Source organism: Tateyamaria omphalii, from assembly GCF_019802125.1.
Taxonomy (GTDB): domain Bacteria; phylum Pseudomonadota; class Alphaproteobacteria; order Rhodobacterales; family Rhodobacteraceae; genus Tateyamaria; species Tateyamaria omphalii_B.
Genome location: NZ_JAHVHT010000004.1, coordinates 1 through 18,508, shown reverse-complemented (window position 1 = coordinate 18,508; position 18,508 = coordinate 1). Strand labels below are relative to the sequence as shown.

Genomic DNA, 18,508 nt, shown 5'->3' with positions numbered 1-18,508 from the left:
TGGCGCGCCCAGAACGGGCGCCTGCCGAGAGGACAGCAGTGCGAGACACAAGCACACCTCCTTCCCGTGACGGCGATATCGTCCTTGGGGAAGACTGGGTCGCACCGGAAACATCCGGAGCATCCGAGTTGCGCGATGGGCGCGCGCGGCGCGGCCTGATGTCGTTGCGCGCGTCACCGCTCGCCCGCAAGATCATCACATTCAACCTGATCGCGTTGAACGTGCTGGTTGCGGGCATTCTTTACCTCAATTCCACCCGTGAAAGCCTGGCCGTGCAGCGCCTGTCCGCTCTGGTGGCGCAGGCAGAGCTGGTGGCTGATGTGATTGAGGCGCAATTGCCAACGGGCGCGCCGGTCAGCCTTGCGACCGGCGATGGCGCGAATGTGCCGGACACGCTGGCTGCACTCGACCTGCGGGCGGGGCATGAGATTTATGTTTTCGATCCTGCCGAGGTGCTTGTTGCGCAAAGCGAGGGAACACTTGCCCCGTTGCCGCATCAAGCCAATGAGACCGAGAACGTGGCCGTTCTCACGGATGGGCTTGGGTGGCTTTGGCGTCAGATATCACGTCCGTTCTCGGGCGCAGAGACCGCGCCGCCTGCACCAATCGAAGAGCAGCTGCGCCCGCTGGTGGCCCGCAGTCTGGAAGGCAACACCCAGATCAGCGAGAACCTGACGGTCGCCGGTGGGGCAATCTTCAGTGTCGTGACCCCGATTGAACATGATGGTGCGGCAGTGGGCGTGATTGCGTTGACGAGTGCATCGGGTGAAATCGACGCGTTGGTGCGCGGCGAACGTGAGCGGGTCCTGCAGATGTTTGTCATCGCGACGCTGGTGTCCATTGGGCTCAGCCTCGTTCTGGCGTCTACCATTGCCAACCCGCTCGCAGACCTCGCGGCCGCCGCCGAGCTGGGTCGCGACAAGAATGCACGAAAGGTGAATCCTGGCCGTATCCGTATCCCCGATCTGACGGCGCGCCCGGACGAGATCGGTCGCCTGTCGGGCGCTCTGCGCGGCATGATCGCGGCGCTGTACAATCGGATCGACGGAAACGAACAGTTTGCCGCCGATGTGGCGCACGAAATCAAGAACCCCCTCGCATCGCTGCGATCGGCAGTGGGGACGCTGCGCATGGTCAAGCGTGACGATCAGCGCGAAAAACTGCTTGATGTGATCGACCACGATGTGCGTCGGCTTGACCGTCTGGTGAGCGACATCTCCAACGCATCCCGCTTGGACAGCGAACTGGTCAAGGAAGAGGAAGAGCCGTTCAACCTGCTGCAAATGTTGGGTAATTTGGGTCAATACCTGGGTGAAGACGCCCGCAGCAAGGGGATCGAATTCATCACCGACCTGCCTGCGCACCCCATTGAAGTGCAGGGGTTGGAGGCGCGGCTGGCGCAGGTCTTTGTCAACCTGATCACCAATGCGATTTCGTTCTGCGAAGATGGCGATGCCATTCGGGTCTGGGCGCGCAAGCGGGAAAACCGTGTGCTGGTCGTGGTCGAGGACACGGGCCCCGGTATCCCGGATCAGGCGCTGACGAAGATCTTCAAACGCTTCTATTCGCAACGACCCGAAGAGCATTTCGGAAACAACTCGGGTCTTGGTCTCGCCATATCCAAGCAGATTGTCGAAGCGCATGGCGGCGTGATCTGGGCCGAAAACATTCGCCCAACCGACGCGGACATCACGTCTGAACCCCTGGGCGCGCGCTTTGTTGTTGGCCTGCCGGTCTAAGTCGTCATGACAGGGAGCCTGCGCCTGCACGCCAGTGCAGTGGCTGTTGATGGGCGTGGCATTTTGATCCGTGGCGCGTCTGGGAGCGGCAAGTCGAGCCTTGCGTTACAGCTTATGGGTCTTGGGGCGACCTTGATTTCGGATGATCAGACCGAACTGACCGAGAACGCCGGCGGCGTTCGACTGAGTGCGCCCGCGACAATCAAGGGGCAGGTTGAAGCCCGCGGTCTGGGCATTCTGAACGCCGACAGTGTGACAGCGCCGCTGCACCTTGTCGTCGACCTTGATGTGGTTGAGACGCAACGCTTGCCGGTCAGGCATCAAGCGCTCATCCTGAACACAGCATTTCCGTGTATTCACAAAGTGGACACCCCGGCTTGGCCCTTTGCCGTGTTGCAATACGTGAAAGGCGGACGAAGCGACACGGAGTAAGACCTGCAATGACTGCAGCCCGCCGCCTTGTACTTGTCACTGGCCCATCGGGAGCAGGGCGCTCCAGCGCGATCCGGGTGCTTGAGGACTTGGGATACGAGGCGATCGACAACATGCCGATGCGCCTGATCCGTGCGCTGCTGGATACGCCGCATCGGGACGCGCCCGTTGCACTGGGCCTTGATCCCCGTAATCGCGACTTTTCCGCCACGGCGATCACGGATGCGCTGGGTCAAATAGCAGCCGTGCCGGGGGTGATGCCCGAGCTGCTGTACCTGGATTGCAGAACCGATGTGCTGCTCAACCGGTTTTCCGAAACGCGCCGCCGTCACCCCATGGCAGAGGCAGACCGCGTGGAGGCGGGCATTTTGCGGGAGAAGGACTTGCTGGCTCCGGTGCGGGCCCGCGCCGATGTCCTGATCGACACCACCGACCTGAATGTCCATCAGTTGCGTGCCGAGGTTGAACACTGGTTTTCGCCGGGTGAGCAGAGCCAGTTGGCGGTATCGGTCCAGAGTTTCAGTTACAAGCGTGGACTGCCGCGATCCGTTGATATGGTTTTTGACTGCAGGTTTCTGAAAAATCCATATTGGGAGCCCGGTCTGCGGCAGAAGACCGGACTGGACATCGAGGTCCGCACCCATGTCTTTTCCGACCCGCGCGCGGATGCGTTCGAAACACGTTTGCGTGATTTGCTGCTCTGGCAGTTGCCTGCGGTGCTCGACGAAGGCAAGTCTCACCTCTCGGTTGCATTCGGTTGTACCGGTGGCCAACACAGGTCGGTTGCCATGGCGGAAACCGTTGCGGCAGCCCTTGCGGAGGCTGGCTGGCAAGTGTCTATTCGGCATCGGGAACTGGATCGCCGCAAACGCGAAGAGGCATCAGCTTGATCGGGATCGTGATTGTCGCACATGGCGGGCTCGCGGGGGAGTACCTTCGCGCGATCGAGCATGTTGTGGGGGCACAACCCGGTGTGCGTGCCATCGCCATCGAAGCGGACCATGACCGCAAGGCCAAGGAGACCGAGATCTGCGCCGCAGCTGATGATGTCGACACGGGCGATGGTGTTGTGGTCGTCACTGACCTGTTCGGCGGTTCCCCGTCCAACCTGAGCCTCTTGGCTTGCAAGCCGCAGAACCGCCGGATACTTTACGGTGCCAACCTGCCGATGCTGATCAAGCTGGCCAAGAGCCGCAAGCTGCATGTATCGGATGCGGTGCAGGCCGCCTTGAGCGCAGGCAAGAAGTATATCGACAGCCAGAATATAGGCGCAGATACCTGACTATGTCCCAACGCAGACTGGAAATCGTGAACATCAAGGGATTGCACGCGCGTGCGTCCGCCAAACTTGTCGAGGTGGTGGAGGCTTTCGATGCCCGTGCGACCGTCAGCCAGGATGGCATGTCTGCATCAGGCGACAGCATTATGGGCCTTTTGATGTTGGCAGCGTCCAAGGGAAGTTTTATTGACGTTGAAACCTCGGGTCCGGACGCCGAGCCGTTGGCAGATGCGCTCAGTTCGCTTGTGGCTGACAAGTTCGGGGAAGAGGCCTGAGCCAATCGGACCCGCATGGTCCACACGTCGATAGAAGGTGACGATCGCTTGGTCGATAGCACACACAACATGACAAAGGTTGCAAAACCCGAGCCGGAGCAGGTGTCCTTCAACACCTATGACCGCCGCAGCCTGTCTTATGCGTCGACGTTCGACGACCCTTGGAAAGCGACGTTCATCCGTGTGATGGAGGCCTTTACCGGCAAGCTGACGATCCTGCGACTGATCCGCAAATTCGAGCGTCAGGGCGCGCCCAGCGGACAGGCCTTTTGGCGGGCCTGCCTGGATGTGATGGGCATCGACCTGACTACGCCGCAGGAACAGCTGAACCGCATCCCCAAAGAGGGTCCGGTGATTGTCGTCGCGAACCACCCGCATGGTATGGTCGACGGGATGATCTTTGCGGATCTGATTGGTCGTGTGCGCCCCGACTACCGCATCCTTACCCGCTCATTGCTGACGGTCATTGATGAGGTGGCAGGCAGCTACATGATTCCCGTGCCCTTTCCGCACGACGCCGATGCCCAACGCAAAGGGGTCGAGATGCGGGCCAAGGCGATGGCGCATCTGAAAGAGGGTGGCGTGGTTGCCCTGTTTCCATCGGGTGTTGTTGCCACGTCAGAGACATGGTGGGGACCGGCGGTAGAGGCCGAGTGGAACGTGTTTACAGCGCAGCTGATCCGCCGGTCTGGAGCGACGGTTGTGCCCATGCGCTTTCCGGGATCGAACAGCCGCGCATATCACATCGCTGACAAAGTGTCGCCGATGTTGCGGCAGGGCCTGTTGCTGCACGAGATCGTGCGGTCGTGCAACAAACCTCAGGGTCCTATCGTCGGCTATCCGCTCGATCCAGAGCTTGTGACCGGATACAAGGACGATCCGCGTGGTTTCATGGCGTGGTTGCGGGATCACACGATAGCGCTGAAGGACTGACCGCGCCGGAATTTTACAAAAACTCCAGTCCGTTTTCCGTGTCAGAAAACGTTACCGCGTCGGAACAGGCGTCTCGCCCCGATAGTCGTAGAACCCGCGCTGTGACTTGCGCCCCAGCCATCCCGCCTCGACATATTTCGTGAGCAGCGGGCAGGGGCGGTACTTGGTGTCCGCCAGCCCGTCATGCAGCACGTTCATGATCGCAAGACAGGTGTCGAGCCCGATGAAGTCTGCCAGCTCGAGTGGGCCCATCGGATGGTTCGCGCCCAGCCGCATAGACGAATCGATGGATTTGACTGATCCGACGCCTTCATAGAGCGTATAGACCGCCTCGTTGATCATCGGCATCAGGATGCGATTGACGATGAAGGCGGGAAAGTCCTCTGCCGTGGCGGCCGTCTTGCCCAGCTTTTCGACAACGGCGGCGCATGCATCAAATGTTTCTGCGTCCGTGGCGATGCCCCGGATCAGTTCGACGAGCTGCATGACGGGCACCGGGTTCATGAAGTGGAAGCCCATGAACTTCTCTGGCCGGTCCGTGCGGCTCGCCAGCCGCGTGATCGAGATGGACGACGTGTTCGACGTCAGTATCGTGTGCGGCTGAAGATGCGGCAACAGGTCTTCGAAAATCGCCTGTTTCACGGTTTCCCGTTCTGTCGCGGCCTCGATCACCAGATCGGTTTGCCCCAGGTCTGGCAGTGTTTGAGTTGTCCGGATGCGCGAAAGTGCGCCGGATTTGTCGTCCGCACTGATCTTGTCGCGGCTGACCTGACGTTCGAGGTTGCGATCAATCGTGGCCATGGCGCCGGCCAGCGCGTCGCCCGAGATGTCATTCAGCATGACATCGTAGCCCGCCAGCGACATCACATGCGCGATGCCATTGCCCATCTGTCCAGCACCCACAATCCCGACCGTCTTGATGTCCATCGTCGCCCTCATGTCCAGTCGCTGCACAATATGGTCAGCCGTGTGGCGGGGGCAAGGGGATGCAATGCCTTACTAACGCCCAATTTCGTTAGGGCTTCGTCAACTCACCGCTGCGATGATGAGCGTGGGTAAATTAGTGAGAGTGGGTCTCATGAGTATTGAATCGTTGGGTCCCGGGGGGCTTGACTACTTGCCGTGCAGATACGGCAATTCGAAAGTCTTGTTTCGCGGGCCGCGTCGGTCCCTGGATGGACCGTTTGTCGCGTTTTTTGGTGGGTCGATCACCTACGGGAAGTTTGTTGCATCGCCATTTCCGGATCTGGTCGAACAGGCCACCGGCATCACGTGCGTGAATTTCGGCTCGCTGAATGGCGGGGTCGATGTCTTTGCCACCGATCCGTATCTACGGGACGTGTCGGGCATGGCGCAGACCACGGTGATCCAGATCACCAGTCCGCGTAACATGTCGAACCGGTTCTACCGGGTGCATCCCCGCCGCAATGATCGTTTTGTCGAGGCGTCCTCGCTGCTGCGTGCCATCTACCGGGAGGTGGATTTTGCCGAGTTCAACTTCACCAACCATATGCTGGCGCGGTTGGAGTTGATCTCTCCAGAGCGGTTCGAAACGGTTGTGGAAGAGTTGCAAACGGCCTGGGTGGCGCGGATGCGATTGGTGCTGAGCCAGATCAAGGGACGCACCGTTTTACTGTGGGCGTCTCGCCAGACACCAGAGGCGTCGGCACAGGACCCGGAGGGGGATCTGGCGTTTGTCTCGCGCGAGATGATCGACAAGGTGTCGGAACTGGCCACCGAATACGTCGAGACGGTCATTTCAGACAGCGCAATTGAAGCGGGCACCGAAGGGATGGTGTTCAACGAGATGGACGCGCCGGCGGCCAAACTGATGCTGGGGCCGGTGGCTCACAACGAGATTGCGCAATCCCTTGTGCCGGTCATGAACTGAAAAAGCCCGCCGAATGATCGGCGGGCTTTCAAATCTCTGCAGATCAACAGCGCTTACAGCTTCTCGATCATCTCCGGCACGGCGTCGAACAGGTCGGCGACCAGTCCGTAGTCGGCAACCTGGAAGATCGGCGCTTCTTCGTCTTTGTTGATCGCGACGATGACCTTGGAGTCTTTCATGCCCGCAAGGTGCTGGATCGCGCCCGAGATGCCGACAGCGACATAGAGGTCCGGTGCCACGACTTTGCCGGTTTGGCCCACCTGCCAGTCGTTCGGGGCGTAGCCCGAGTCGACCGCCGCACGCGACGCGCCAACAGCGGCGCCCAGCTTGTCGGCCAGTTTCTCGATCAGCGCAAAGTCGTCTTCGGAGCCGACACCGCGACCACCGGACACAACCACGCCAGCCGAGGTCAGCTCGGGACGGTCGCTTTCGGCAACCTTGTCTTCGACCCAGCTCGACAGGGCAGGGTCAGCCGCTGCGCCAATGGTCTCGACCGAAGCCGAGCCGCCCGTGCCCGCCGCGTCAAAGGTCGACGTCCGGAAAGTGATGACCTTCTTGCCGTCGCCGGTTTTCACGGTTTGGATCGCGTTGCCCGCGTAGATCGGACGCTCAAACGTGTTGCCGTCGACAACAGCTGTTGCGTCCGAGATCACCATGGCGTCCAGCAGGGCTGCAACGCGGGGCATGATGTTCTTGGCGTCGGTGGTGGCGGGGGCAACGATATGCTCGTAGTCGCCAGCCAGCGATACGATCAGGTCGGCGACTGGCTCTGCCAGACGCTTGCCATACAGCGCATCCTCGGCGCACAGCACCTTGGCGACACCGTCGATGGTGGCGGCGGTTGCGGCGGCGTCGGCGCAGGTTGCACCGGTTGCGAGAACAGTCACGTCACCCAGTGCCTTGGCCGCGGTCACGGCCTTGGCCGTGGCGTCCATGCTCAGTTCGCCGTCATTGATTTCTGCGAGAAGAAGAACAGCCATTACACAGCCCCCGCTTCTTTGAGTTTCTCCACAAGCTCTTCGACCGAGCCCACCTTGATTCCCGCCGCACGTGCTTCGGGCTCTGCCGTTTTTACGATCTCAAGCCGCGGTGCGGTCTCGACGCCGTAATCAGCGGCTGTTTTTTCGTCCAGCGGCTTTTTCTTGGCTTTCATGATGTTGGGCAGCGACGCATAGCGCGGCTCGTTCAGGCGCAGGTCGACCGAAATGACGGTCGGCATGTTCACCTCGATGGTCTGAAGACCACCGTCGACTTCGCGGGTGACTTTCGCCTTGTCGCCTGCAACTTCGACTTCGGAGGCGAACGTGGCCTGGCTCCAGCCCAGCAGGGCCGACAGCATCTGGCCTGTCGCGTTCATGTCGTTGTCGATGGCCTGCTTGCCGCAGAGCACGAGGCCGGGCTGCTCTTCCTCGACCACTTTGGCGAGGATCTTGGCAACGGTCAGCGGCTCGATGTCGGTGTGTACGTCGTCCGCAGCGATGACGAGGATCGCGCGGTCTGCACCCATGGCCAGCGCCGTACGCAGCGTTTCCTGACTTTGCTTGACGCCGATGGACACGGCCACGACTTCCTCGGCCTGTCCTGCTTCTTTCAGGCGGATGGCCTGTTCGACGGCAATCTCGTCAAACGGGTTCATCGACATTTTCACGTTGGCGAGATCAACCCCGGAACCGTCCGCTTTCACGCGCACCTTCACGTTGTAGTCGATCACGCGTTTGACGGGCACAAGCACCTTCATGAGCGTTCCTCTCCTCAAATTAACGACTCAGCTTTGACAGCCGAACTAGAGTATCCCGCACGGTTTACCCAAGACGCCGTAACGGAAACAGGACAAAATCGTCGCGTCACGGCCTTTGAACGCCGCGTTTTCAAGGCGATGCGGCTGAACGGAAACTTTGATACACTGTTGGAAAGTCGATCGGAGGGGCCAAGATGGAACGGGTGATAGGGTTCGGAGGTTTCTTTTTTCGGTCGAAAGACCCCAAGGGCCTCGCCACGTGGTACAGCGACATGCTTGGCATCAACCTCGTTCCGACGGCCACGGACCAGACCCCATGGATGGCCGAAGGCGGCGCGACCGTCTTTGCACCTTTTGCCGATGACACGGACTATTTCGCGGCGGACAAGGCTTTCATGCTGAATTTCCGGGTCAAGAATCTCGACAAAATGGCCGCGCAGCTCGAAACAGCGGGTGTCTCCGTCAAGATGGTTGGCGATGTGCCCGGGATTGGCCGATTTGCACATCTGACCGACCCCGAAGGCACGCCGATAGAGTTGTGGGAACCTGAGCAGAGCTAGTCGCGGTTCGCACCTGGAATCCAGAGCACATCATCCTTGCCGCCATTATTGGCGATACGGGCCGCGACAAAGAACCAGTCGCTCAATCGGTTCAGGTACTTCACGGCCGCAGGATTTACCGCTTCCATGGTCGCCAGTTCCACAGCCAGTCGCTCGGCCCGGCGTGCCACGGTGCGGCATACGTGCAGATGGGCGGACAACGCTGACCCACCGGGCAGAATAAAGCTGCGCAAGGGCTCGAGATCGCTGTTCATTGCGTCAATTTCGGATTCGAGACGCGACACCTGCGCGTCGGTCATGCGCAGGGGCGGATATTCTGCCTCGGCATCCTTTTCCATATCGGGACGGCACAGGTCCGCACCCAGGTCGAACAGGTCGTTCTGGATACGGCTCAGCGACACATCGATGTCGCCGGATGCCTCAAGCCGGGCGACCCCCAGAAAGGCGTTCAACTCGTCCGCTGTACCGTAGGCCGTCACGCGCATCGCATGTTTCGCCACACGCGCGCCGTTGCCCAGGGCCGTTTCGCCCGCATCACCTGTTTTCGTATAGATCTTGTTCAGTACAACCATGCTCAGTTCCCCGTTCCGCGCAGTGCCACATAGGCCAGGATCAGCAGGACGGCCACAAATTGCGCCCCGATCCGGTAACGCATCAGTTTGTTCGAATTGGTTTTGGCCCAGCCCGACCCCTTGGCAAAGCCGCCAAGGCCCAGCATCAGCACGACGACCACGGCCAGACAGGCCAGCACGATCAGTATGAATAGCGGGTCAAACCCCATGTCCCTGTGTCCCTTTGTCTTGTCTCGGCACGATGTAGTCGGCCCACGTCCAAAAGCGAACGCGGCGTTGGGTCACCCGCGGGAAAGGACCCAATCCAGCGCCCGGACAGGCAGGGTGCGCCGCAGCGTCGCCATCAGGTAGGTCGGCGTCGTCACCATGTAAACAGGGCGCGGCTTCTGCGCCTCGAGCGCGTGGCGCAGTTTCTTGACGACTGCATCGGCGGGCAGTTCGAACGTATCCGGTCCGCTGTCTTCGTACAAACGCTTGCGCAATTTCTTGCGGTATTGATCCACGCGCACCGAACCTTCCCAGTCGATCCACCGTTCGAAATGCGGGATGGAATTGACCCTGATCTTGCTTGTGATCGGCCCCGGCTGGATCGAGATCACGCGGATCGGTGTGTCGCGCATCTCAACCCGCAAGGTTTGGGTCAGTCCCTCAAGCGCATACTTGGTCGAGTTGTAGGCCCCGCGCCACGGCATGGTCACGAAGCCCAGAACGGACGAGCATTGCACGATCCGCCCGTGGCCCTGTGCCCGCATCACCGGGATGACCGCGCGTGTGAGTTCGTGCCACCCAAAGAAGTTGCTCTCAAAAATCGCCCGCAACGCATCCGTCGGCAGGTCTTCGACCGCGCCGGGCGTTCCGAAAGCGCCATTGTTGAACAGCGCATCGAGCGTGCCGCCTGTCGCGTCCAGCACTTCGCTCAAACCCGTGTGGATCGTATCAGTGTCTGCGTAGTCGATGAGTGGACTGTCGAAACCTTCGGCCTTCAGGCGTTTACAGTCCTCGGCCTTGCGGCAGGATGCAAAGACGCGCCAGCCCGCATCGCGCAATCCGCGCGCAGCAGCATATCCGATCCCCGAGGAACACCCGGTGATCAAAACCGATCTTTGTGTCATGGCCCGTCTTGTGCCCGTCCTGCTCGTTTCCGAGCGGGACAATAGCGCGCAGCGCGCCCTCTGCAATCAGCCTTCGCTCAGAAGGAAGTCTGCCATCCAGCCGACGATGCCACCGCCAACCGGGCGCAACTTGACCCAACCGTTGCCGGGGTCTTGCAGGATTTCGACGGCATCGCCGCGTGTGAGCCGGTTCACAACCGAAAAGTTCGTACCGGGGCCACCACGTACATTCACGCTGCGCGCAGACACCTGCCGCACCTCCTGTACGCTTTCTTCGGCTGTATCGGGCGCATTGAAGTCCACTGGCGTGATCACTGCCGTGTCCATGATCAGGCTTGGCAGGATGACTGTTGGTTCCTCTTCAGACAGGGCGACATCCGTCGCAACAGGCTCCTCAGCGGCGGGCAACTGCCGCGCTGGGGTCGTGGGTACGTTACGCTGTGGGCGCAGAACATCGTTCACGCTGTTCAGGTTCAAGGACACGCGCGTGACATTTTCCGGCACCAGCGTTTGTTCGGCGGGTGCGGCGTCGACCACTCGCTCGAGTTTTTCCTCTTCGACAGTGACCGGCACGTCGATCCGGGCCAAGCGCGTCGCCTCGGGGTCGAAATCCGCGCCGCCGCTCATCTCGTAGAAGGCGAACGCCAGAAATCCGAAAGTCACAATAATGAAACGCCACATAACCTGTGTTCCCCCCAACAAACTTGATGCGTCACAAAAGCAGCTCGGTGACACAAAAACACCATAACAAACCGAACGATTCCAAACACGGGTAAATGTCGGTCAGTTTTCCCCACTGCCTTGCGTTGTGGTGTCAGGGCAACGCGCAAAGGTGGCCATGTGTTCCGCAACGGCAGAATGACCACCTGACCGCTTGTTCCCAGCCAAGTGGGGGGCTACACACCATCTATGTCCGATCAGACCGACACCCCCAACATGGACCTGTCTGAACCGCTGCGCCGTGCATTGGGTGAGCGGTATCTGACATATGCGCTGTCCACGATTATGCACCGGGCGCTGCCGGATGCGCGCGACGGGCTTAAGCCGGTACATCGTCGTATTCTGTTCGCTATGCGGGAATTGCGTCTGTCCTCCAGCGGGGGGTTCCGCAAGTCGGCCAAGATTTCGGGCGATGTGATGGGCAACTATCACCCCCATGGTGACGCTGCGATCTATGACGCAATGGCGCGGCTCGCGCAGGATTTTAACGTCCGTTACCCGCTGGTCGACGGGCAGGGCAACTTCGGCAATATCGACGGCGACAACCCTGCCGCCTCGCGCTACACCGAGGCGCGGATGACGGCAGTGGCCGAGGCGCTGCTGGAAGGGCTGAATGAAAACGCGGTCGATTACCGCGAAAACTATGACGGCACCCTGACCGAGCCGGTTGTGCTGCCTGCGCAATTTCCGAACCTGCTCGCCAACGGTGCCTCCGGCATCGCCGTTGGCATGGCGACCAATATCCCGCCGCATAACATTGCCGAGCTGTGCGACGCCTGCCTGCACCTGATCAAGACGCCGGATGCCCGCGACGACACGCTCCTGAACTACGTACCGGGCCCCGACTTTCCCACTGGCGGCATCATCGTCGAACCGCCCGAGGCCATCGCCCAGGCCTATCGCACGGGCAAGGGCGGCTTCCGCCTGCGCTGCCGGTACGAGGTCGAGGATTTGGGCCGCGGTCAGTGGCAGATCGTCGTCACCGAGATTCCCTACCAGGTCCAGAAGTCCAAGCTGATCGAGAAGCTGGCCGAGGTCATCCAGACCAAAAAGGTGCCAATCCTCGCCGATGTGCGCGATGAGAGCGCCGACGATATCCGCCTGATCCTCGAACCCCGGTCCAAGAACGTCGATCCGGACGTGCTGATGGGCATGCTCTACCGCAACTCCGATCTCGAAGTGCGGTTCTCGCTCAACATGAACGTGCTGATCGACGGGGTCACTCCCAAGGTCTGCTCGATGAAGGAAGTGCTCCGCGCCTTCCTCGACTTCCGGCGCGAGGTGCTGATCCGCCGCAGCCAGCACCGCATGGAAAAGATCGACCACCGGCTTGAGGTGCTTGAGGGTCTGATCGTCGCCTTCCTCAACCTCGACCGCGTGATCGACATCATCCGCTACGATGAAGACCCCAAGGCCGCGCTGATGCGCGAAGATTGGGGCAAGGATCACCCGCGTGCGATGACCGAGGCCGACTACGTGTCGCCCGCGCCAGGTGAGGGCGAATTGAGCGACGTCCAAGTCGAAGCCATCCTGAACATGCGCCTGCGCTCTCTGCGCCGTCTCGAAGAGATGGAGCTGCTCCGCGAGCAATCCGAGCTGATGGAAGAACGCGCCGCACTCGAAGACCTGCTCGACAGCGAAGACCTTCAATGGCAGGCCATCGCCGACCAGATGCGCGAGACGAAAAAGAAGTTCGGCAAGGACTACGAAGGCGGTGCGCGCCGCACGACATTCGCCGAGGCGGGCGAGGTCGAGGAGGTTCCGCTCGAGGCGATGATCGACCGCGAACCGATCACCGTCGTGTGCAGTCAGATGGGCTGGATCCGCGCCATGACGGGCCATATCGACCTGACCCGCGAGTTGAAATTCAAGGACGGCGACGGCCCCCGCTTCATCTTCCACGCGGAAACCACCGACAGGCTGATCGTGGTGGGCTCGAATGGCCGCTTCTACACTGTCTCCGCCTCGAACTTGCCGGGCGGACGCGGTATGGGCGAACCGCTGCGGCTGATGATCGACCTGCCGAACGAGGTGCAGATACACTCGCTTCTGACCCATAAACCCGGTCGTAAGCTTTTGGTCGCATCGTCGGCGGGCGATGGCTTCATCGTGCCTGAGGACGAAGTGATCGCGCAGACCCGCACAGGCAAACAGGTGCTGAACGTGCGCGGCGACGTGAAAGTGGCGGTGTGCAAACCGGCGGATGGTGACTGCATCGCGGTGGTCGGCGAGAACCGCAAAGTGTTGGTGTTCGGACTTGCGGAATTGCCCGAGATGGCGCGGGGCAAGGGTGTGCGTCTGCAAAAGTACAAGGACGGGGGCCTGAGCGATGCAACCACCTTCACCCTGGCAGACGGGCTCAGCTGGCTCGACCCAGCCGGACGCACAAGAACAGAAACCGAACTCGCCGAGTGGCGCGGAAAGCGCGCAGGGGCAGGGCGGATGGCCCCCCGCGGCTTCCCAAGGGACAACAAGTTCACCTGACGGCGCGCTGCCGGTCGGCTTTGTCGGCCGCCGGGGGGCCGTGTTCTGGCTGGCGCTCAAAACCGGCTTCTGGTCGATCCTGACGCTGGGTTTCTACCGCTTCTGGATGAAAACCCGCCTGCGTCGCTACTTCTGGTCCTCGATCCGCCCCGGCGGGCATCCAATGGAGTATGTGGGCGACCCGTGGGAGAAGCTGCTTGGCTTCTTCATCGCAGTCGTGATCCTGACCTTCTACATCGGCGTCGTGAACCTGATCCTGATGTTCATCAGCTTCTCGGTCTTCGACGGCAATGTCGCGGGCTATTTCCTCAGCTTCCTTGGCGTTATCCCATTGTGGTTCTATGCCCGCTACCGCGCCCGGCGCTACGTGCTGGGCCGCACCCGCTGGCGCGGTGTGCGCTTTGGTCTGGAACCCGGGGCGTGGGGCTATGCCTGGCGGGCCTGCGTGCATTGGTTGGTAACGATCTGCACTCTGGGCATCCTCTGGCCGCGCATGACTTTCTATCTGGAAAAATACCGCACCGACCGCACGTTCTTTGGCTCGGCCAAACTGGTGCAGGGCGGGCGCTGGACGATGCTCTACCAGCCCATGCGACCGCTTGTACTGGCAGTGTTGGCATGTGGCCTCTGGACGCTTTGGGTCATGGTGCTGCAGCCCATTGGCCCGGTCTTCGACCTGTTTGTGCGCGGATTTCTGGCTGGTGCCCTCGGGACAGAGATCGATGTCGAAGGGCTGGAGGACGGCCCCTCGCAGGCTGTCTGGCGGCTCTGGCTGCTTTTGCCGCTGGCCCTCGGCCTCTACGTGGGCGCCGTCCACTACATCTTCGGCGCACGGCGTATGATGGCCAATCATAAGTCGGCACCTGGCATCGCCTTCGCCTCCAAACTCCGCACCGGGCGCGTCGCCTGGATTTATGCTGGCGGAACGATCCTTGCTTATCTTGTTCTATTACTAGGGCTGCTGTTGCTGCTTGTCATTCTGGTGCCTGTCATCGGTTTGAACGTGCTGAACAATGTGGGCGGTATCGACACAGGTGCCATTGGGGATGCACCGCGTTGGCTGACCATCACGGCGTCAGTGATCCTCTATTTCGGGGTCTTCCTGATGTGGTCGGTCGTCTACAACACATTCGTCACATTCCCGCTGATGCGCCATATGGCGGGGACCCTGTCGCTGCCAGCGCATGACGGATTGCAGGACATCAGCCAGGTGGCTCGTGACGAGTTTGCCGAGGCTGAAGGCTTTGCCGAAGCCCTCGATCTGGGGGCCGCAATATGACCAATGCGACGTATTTCGACGGTGACATGCCAAAGCCCGTCCCGGTCTACATCACGCCGTCTTCAGATCGCGTCCATCTGATGCTCGCGCGGGAAGATGCAGCAGACATCGTCTGGCCCGTCGCAGATGTCCGCGCAGTCGAAGATCATCCTGCCGGGATTGACACGGTTCTGCGGCTCACCACCGATCCGGTGGCCCGCCTTTATGTACCGGACGCGGGCACCTTGCCGCCATTGCCCAACCTCAATCGCGCTGCCCCACCGAAAGGGCGCGGCCGCCTCGCACTCTGGGCCGCTGGTGCAGTAGCTGCCGTTGCACTTCAGATCGGCCTCCTGATCCCGCTCATGGCCGACCAACTCGCCAACTTCATCCCGCCCCGCGCCGAACGCGCGTTGGGCGAGGCGACGTTCAACCAGATCCGCGACGCACTGGGCAACAACGCCCTCGGTCCCCTGCGCGTTTGCGAAGCGCCGGAAGGGCGTGCCGCGCTTGATGCGATGGCAGCCACATTCGCACCCGCCATGCCCGAAGGCACCGAAGTCTCGGTCTTTGTCCTCAACCACCCCATGATCAACGCCTTTGCGCTGCCGGGCGGTTATGTGGTGTTCTTCCGCGGCCTGATCGACGCGGCCGAAACGCCCGAGGAAGTGGCGGCCGTCTTCGCCCACGAACTGGGCCATGTCGTCAGCCGGGACCCCACGCGCCATGCGCTGCGGTCCGCAGGCAGCATTGGTGTTCTGGGCCTGCTTTTTGGCGACTTTGCGGGCGGTGCGGTCGTCCTGTTCCTGGCCGAACGTCTGATTGACGCGAACTATTCCCAAGGCGCGGAAGAGGCCGCTGACGCCTTCGCGCATGAGGCGCTAGAGCAGGCAAATATATCACCCGCCGCACTGGGCGACATGTTCCAACGGCTCCGCGACGAATACGGCGACAACGATGGAATCCTCTCGCATTTCTTGTCTCACCCGTCACTTTCTGACCGGATCGACCGCGCCCATGCCGCCGCGCCAGCGGGTGAAACATGGTCTCCCGTCCTGTCGGACGACCAATGGACTGCGCTGCAAGCAATTTGCGAGGACGACTAGGCAGGCTCTGCCGTCAACCAAACGCCACCCTCGGGACGCAAGGTCAGGATCATGACCGGCTCTGGCGCTTTCCCCGGCACCGGCGTGAACCGGAACCGGCTGATCAGAGTCGCAAGGATTATCACCGCCTCCTGCAAGGCAAAGGACGCGCCGATGCAAATGCGCGGCCCGTCGCCAAATGGCATGTAGGCATAGCGGTCGACCGACTTGCGATCTGCGAACCGGTCGGGATCAAAGGCATCCGGGTTGTCCCACAGCAGCTTTGACCGATGCAGAGCATAGATTGGAATAATGCAGGTATCGCCCTTCCTGATCTCGCGCCCGCAAAGCACGTCATCCGCCATCGCCGTGCGCGACACCATCCCGGCAGGCGGATACAGGCGCAGAGCCTCATCAATGATCGCGCGGATGAACGGTAATGCGGCCACATCCTCTCCCATCGCCGCACGACCCTGCAGCACCGACTGCGCCTCTTCCCGCGCCCGGTCCTGCACCTCGGGATCAAAGGCCAACAGGTACATCGACCATGCCAGCGTCAGTGCCGTTGTCTCATGCCCCGCGACGATAAAGGTCAGCAAGTTGTCCCGCAGCTCCGCTGTCGTCATCTTGCGCCCCGACTTGGGATCCTCGCCCGCCATCAGCAAATCCAGCAGGTCCGGCACGCCATTATGGGCGCGGGCCGCACGATCCTCAATCGCGCGGTCAGCGACCGCCTTCGTCTCGCGCATGGCCTGTCCCGACACGAGCCGCCCGGGGCGCGGCACCCAGTCCGGGGCGCCAAGGATGTCGAACAGCGACACTTTTCCAGCCTCGGCGATGTAATCCTCGATCGCGCGGTGCACGCCCGCCCGATCAAACGCTTCACCGCCGGAAAAGGTCACATCGGCAATCACGTCAAAGGTTGTGTTCACCATCTCGTCCAGCAGGTTCACCGCCCGTGGCCCCGCTGCCGCGATACGGTCGGCGCAACGTTCGGCCGCGCCTGTCATGATGGGCGCAAGGTTCATCATGTTGCGATGGGTGAACACGGGTGCGGCGGTGCGGCGCTGCCAGCGCCACTCGGCGCCTTCGGCAATAAAGATCGACTCGCCAATGGCCGGTTTCAGCAGGTTCTTGGTCACCACCGATTTGGGATAGGTGTCGAGGTTGTCCAGCACCATCCGCTTGATGGCATCCGGATCGGTGATCATGTGCCAGCGTTTGCCGGTCTTGCCCGACACGATGGGTTGCCGGGTCGACAGCTCCGGGATGATGCGCAACACGTTGCTGCGCGCCATCTGCAAGCTCTTCCAGATCCCCCACTCCTCGTTAACCAGCAGCACACGTACGGGCAGTGGGCGGGGCAGGGCGGTATCGGGCATGTCTCTCTCCGTTACCTTACGATATAGGTGCACCCTGGCCCTGGACAATTGCGCCAACGCCGCACCTGCGCTATCCGGGGGATCAAGAAAAATGGGGAGAGTGCCGGAATGATGCGTTGGGTTTTGGGCCTTGTGATGATGGCCGTTCTATCGGCATGCGCCAGCAATCGCGATCTGAACGATGCACCCGTGCCGCTCGGCGACTTCCGGCTCGAGCACAATATCGTCGTGGCCGAAAACGCGCAGCGCGGACCACTGAGCCGCCCGGCGACCGAGGCTGAGCTGACGACTGCGGTCAAATCCGCCATGTCCGAACGGTTCGGGCGGTACAACGGGGCCAGCCGCTATCACTTTGGCATCTCGGTCGAGGGGTACGTTCTGGCGCAACCCGGTATCCCGCTGGTCTTGGCGCCCAAATCGGCCCTCATCCTCAATGTCACGGTCTGGGACGACGCGGCGGGCGGCAAGTTGAATGACGAACCCGAACAGATCACAGTGCTCGAAACCTTTGGAACCGCACCCATCATCGGCACCGGCTACACCATGACCGCCGAAGAACAGCTCAAGGAACTCAGCCAGAACGCGGCCAAGGCGGTCGAGCGTTTCCTCGTCCGGCAAAGCAAGGAAGAGGGTTGGTTCACACCGGATCCGAATGCCGTGGCTGCGCCCGCCGAAAACGTCACGGACGAAGCCGCGGCAACCGCACCGGAAATCTAATTCAGTCGCCGCTGCGCGCACGCTGTTTCGACCGTGGACAACTTGTCATTGCTGCGCTCGTGCAATCCGGTCGTGCTCGGGCTGCACCTTGCCTCTTGCGCATGTGCCGAAGGTGTTCAAGCCCGCTTGATTTTCCCCGCCAATGACAATAAATGCCGCGCGAAGTGAAGCAAGGGGGCGCGTCCCCAGATCAACAAAGGGCGTCTGACAAGATGGCAAAGGAAAAGTTTGAACGTACGAAGCCGCACGTTAACATTGGCACGATTGGCCACGTTGACCACGGCAAGACGACGCTGACGGCGGCGATCACGAAGTATTTTGGTGATTTCCA

The 18,508-nt window shown here is 61.1% G+C and carries 21 protein-coding genes; 13 read left to right on the top strand and 8 right to left on the bottom strand.

All coding sequences use genetic code 11. The features are described 5' to 3' along the window. Positions 1-38: 38 nt before the first annotated feature. The 6 genes from KUV51_RS15905 to KUV51_RS15880 all read left to right on the top strand — a co-directional run bounded on the left by KUV51_RS15905 (position 39) and on the right by KUV51_RS15880 (position 4,658). Positions 39-1,739 carry a sensor histidine kinase gene (locus tag KUV51_RS15905; protein ID WP_222522446.1) on the top strand — a complete coding sequence of 567 codons (1,701 nt, stop codon included), beginning with the start codon at positions 39-41 and terminating at the stop codon, positions 1,737-1,739. 6 nt (positions 1,740-1,745) lie between these two features. Beyond that, positions 1,746-2,171 (top strand): HPr kinase/phosphorylase, encoded by a 426-nt coding sequence (locus KUV51_RS15900; RefSeq protein ID WP_222522445.1) that lies wholly within the window; start codon positions 1,746-1,748, stop codon positions 2,169-2,171. 8 nt (positions 2,172-2,179) lie between these two features. After that, positions 2,180-3,061 (top strand): RNase adapter RapZ, encoded by an 882-nt coding sequence (gene rapZ, locus KUV51_RS15895; RefSeq protein WP_222522444.1) that lies wholly within the window; start codon positions 2,180-2,182, stop codon positions 3,059-3,061. Then, positions 3,058-3,453 carry a PTS sugar transporter subunit IIA gene (locus KUV51_RS15890; protein ID WP_222522443.1) on the top strand — a complete coding sequence of 132 codons (396 nt, stop codon included), beginning with the start codon at positions 3,058-3,060 and terminating at the stop codon, positions 3,451-3,453. The genes rapZ and KUV51_RS15890 overlap by 4 nt, the downstream gene beginning before the upstream one ends. 2 nt (positions 3,454-3,455) lie before the next feature. Then, positions 3,456-3,725: an HPr family phosphocarrier protein gene (locus KUV51_RS15885; protein WP_222522442.1), complete on the top strand. Its 270-nt coding sequence runs from the start codon at positions 3,456-3,458 to the stop codon at positions 3,723-3,725. A gap of 69 nt (positions 3,726-3,794) precedes the next feature. Beyond that, the gene (locus KUV51_RS15880; RefSeq protein ID WP_222522441.1) at positions 3,795-4,658 is read left to right on the top strand and encodes a lysophospholipid acyltransferase family protein; all 864 of its coding nucleotides are present in this window, start codon (positions 3,795-3,797) and stop codon (positions 4,656-4,658) included. Between the two features lie 51 nt (positions 4,659-4,709). On the opposite strand, the gene KUV51_RS15875 is transcribed toward KUV51_RS15880, so the two are convergent. Further along, positions 4,710-5,585, bottom strand: a complete 876-nt coding sequence (locus tag KUV51_RS15875) for a 3-hydroxybutyryl-CoA dehydrogenase (protein WP_222522440.1) — start codon at positions 5,583-5,585, stop codon at positions 4,710-4,712. 151 nt (positions 5,586-5,736) lie between these two features. Here KUV51_RS15875 and KUV51_RS15870 point away from each other — a divergent pair, with 151 nt between their 5' ends. Next, on the top strand, positions 5,737-6,549 hold the full coding sequence (locus KUV51_RS15870) for a DUF6473 family protein (protein ID WP_222522439.1): 813 nt from the start codon (positions 5,737-5,739) through the stop codon (positions 6,547-6,549). A 53-nt stretch (positions 6,550-6,602) separates the two neighbouring features. Here the strand turns inward: KUV51_RS15870 and KUV51_RS15865 are convergent, their stop codons facing one another. Further along, the gene (locus KUV51_RS15865) at positions 6,603-7,529 is read right to left on the bottom strand and encodes an electron transfer flavoprotein subunit alpha/FixB family protein (protein WP_222522438.1); all 927 of its coding nucleotides are present in this window, start codon (positions 7,527-7,529) and stop codon (positions 6,603-6,605) included. Beyond that, positions 7,529-8,287 (bottom strand): electron transfer flavoprotein subunit beta/FixA family protein, encoded by a 759-nt coding sequence (locus KUV51_RS15860; protein WP_222522437.1) that lies wholly within the window; start codon positions 8,285-8,287, stop codon positions 7,529-7,531. The genes KUV51_RS15865 and KUV51_RS15860 overlap by 1 nt, the downstream gene beginning before the upstream one ends. 194 nt (positions 8,288-8,481) lie before the next feature. On the opposite strand from KUV51_RS15860, the gene KUV51_RS15855 reads away from it, so the two are divergent. Next, positions 8,482-8,847 carry a VOC family protein gene (locus tag KUV51_RS15855; RefSeq protein ID WP_222522436.1) on the top strand — a complete coding sequence of 122 codons (366 nt, stop codon included), beginning with the start codon at positions 8,482-8,484 and terminating at the stop codon, positions 8,845-8,847. Here the strand turns inward: KUV51_RS15855 and KUV51_RS15850 are convergent. The 4 genes from KUV51_RS15850 to KUV51_RS15835 form a co-directional block, all read right to left on the bottom strand. After that, a complete protein-coding gene (locus KUV51_RS15850; protein ID WP_222522435.1) occupies positions 8,844-9,419 on the bottom strand; it encodes a cob(I)yrinic acid a,c-diamide adenosyltransferase in 576 nt (191 codons plus the stop codon). The genes KUV51_RS15855 and KUV51_RS15850 overlap by 4 nt on opposite strands. Before the next feature lie 2 nt (positions 9,420-9,421). Next, on the bottom strand, positions 9,422-9,628 hold the full coding sequence (locus KUV51_RS15845) for a twin transmembrane helix small protein (RefSeq protein ID WP_222522434.1): 207 nt from the start codon (positions 9,626-9,628) through the stop codon (positions 9,422-9,424). A gap of 72 nt (positions 9,629-9,700) precedes the next feature. Continuing rightward, positions 9,701-10,531 (bottom strand): SDR family NAD(P)-dependent oxidoreductase, encoded by an 831-nt coding sequence (locus KUV51_RS15840; protein WP_222522433.1) that lies wholly within the window; start codon positions 10,529-10,531, stop codon positions 9,701-9,703. A gap of 66 nt (positions 10,532-10,597) precedes the next feature. Then, complete coding sequence (locus KUV51_RS15835) at positions 10,598-11,212, bottom strand: SH3 domain-containing protein (protein WP_222522432.1); 615 nt, start codon at positions 11,210-11,212, stop codon at positions 10,598-10,600. 228 nt (positions 11,213-11,440) lie between these two features. On the opposite strand from KUV51_RS15835, the gene KUV51_RS15830 reads away from it, so the two are divergent. From KUV51_RS15830 to KUV51_RS15820, 3 genes are read left to right on the top strand one after another with little or no spacing between them, the layout of a single operon-like run. Next, positions 11,441-13,735 carry a DNA topoisomerase IV subunit A gene (locus KUV51_RS15830; RefSeq protein WP_222522431.1) on the top strand — a complete coding sequence of 765 codons (2,295 nt, stop codon included), beginning with the start codon at positions 11,441-11,443 and terminating at the stop codon, positions 13,733-13,735. A gap of 7 nt (positions 13,736-13,742) precedes the next feature. Next, a complete protein-coding gene (locus KUV51_RS15825) occupies positions 13,743-15,014 on the top strand; it encodes a DUF898 family protein (RefSeq protein ID WP_222522806.1) in 1,272 nt (423 codons plus the stop codon). After that, positions 15,011-16,099, top strand: a complete 1,089-nt coding sequence (locus KUV51_RS15820; protein ID WP_261385874.1) for a M48 family metallopeptidase — start codon at positions 15,011-15,013, stop codon at positions 16,097-16,099. The genes KUV51_RS15825 and KUV51_RS15820 overlap by 4 nt, the downstream gene beginning before the upstream one ends. Here KUV51_RS15820 and KUV51_RS15815 read toward each other — a convergent pair. Next, positions 16,096-17,460 carry a cytochrome P450 gene (locus tag KUV51_RS15815; protein WP_222522430.1) on the bottom strand — a complete coding sequence of 455 codons (1,365 nt, stop codon included), beginning with the start codon at positions 17,458-17,460 and terminating at the stop codon, positions 16,096-16,098. The two genes, KUV51_RS15820 and KUV51_RS15815, sit on opposite strands and share 4 nt — an antisense overlap. A 108-nt stretch (positions 17,461-17,568) precedes the next feature. On the opposite strand from KUV51_RS15815, the gene KUV51_RS15810 reads away from it, so the two are divergent. Further along, positions 17,569-18,177: a hypothetical protein gene (locus KUV51_RS15810; protein WP_222522429.1), complete on the top strand. Its 609-nt coding sequence runs from the start codon at positions 17,569-17,571 to the stop codon at positions 18,175-18,177. 212 nt (positions 18,178-18,389) lie between these two features. After that, on the top strand, positions 18,390-18,508 hold a 119-nt coding region (locus KUV51_RS15805; RefSeq protein WP_222457858.1), incomplete at its 3' end, for a GTP-binding protein.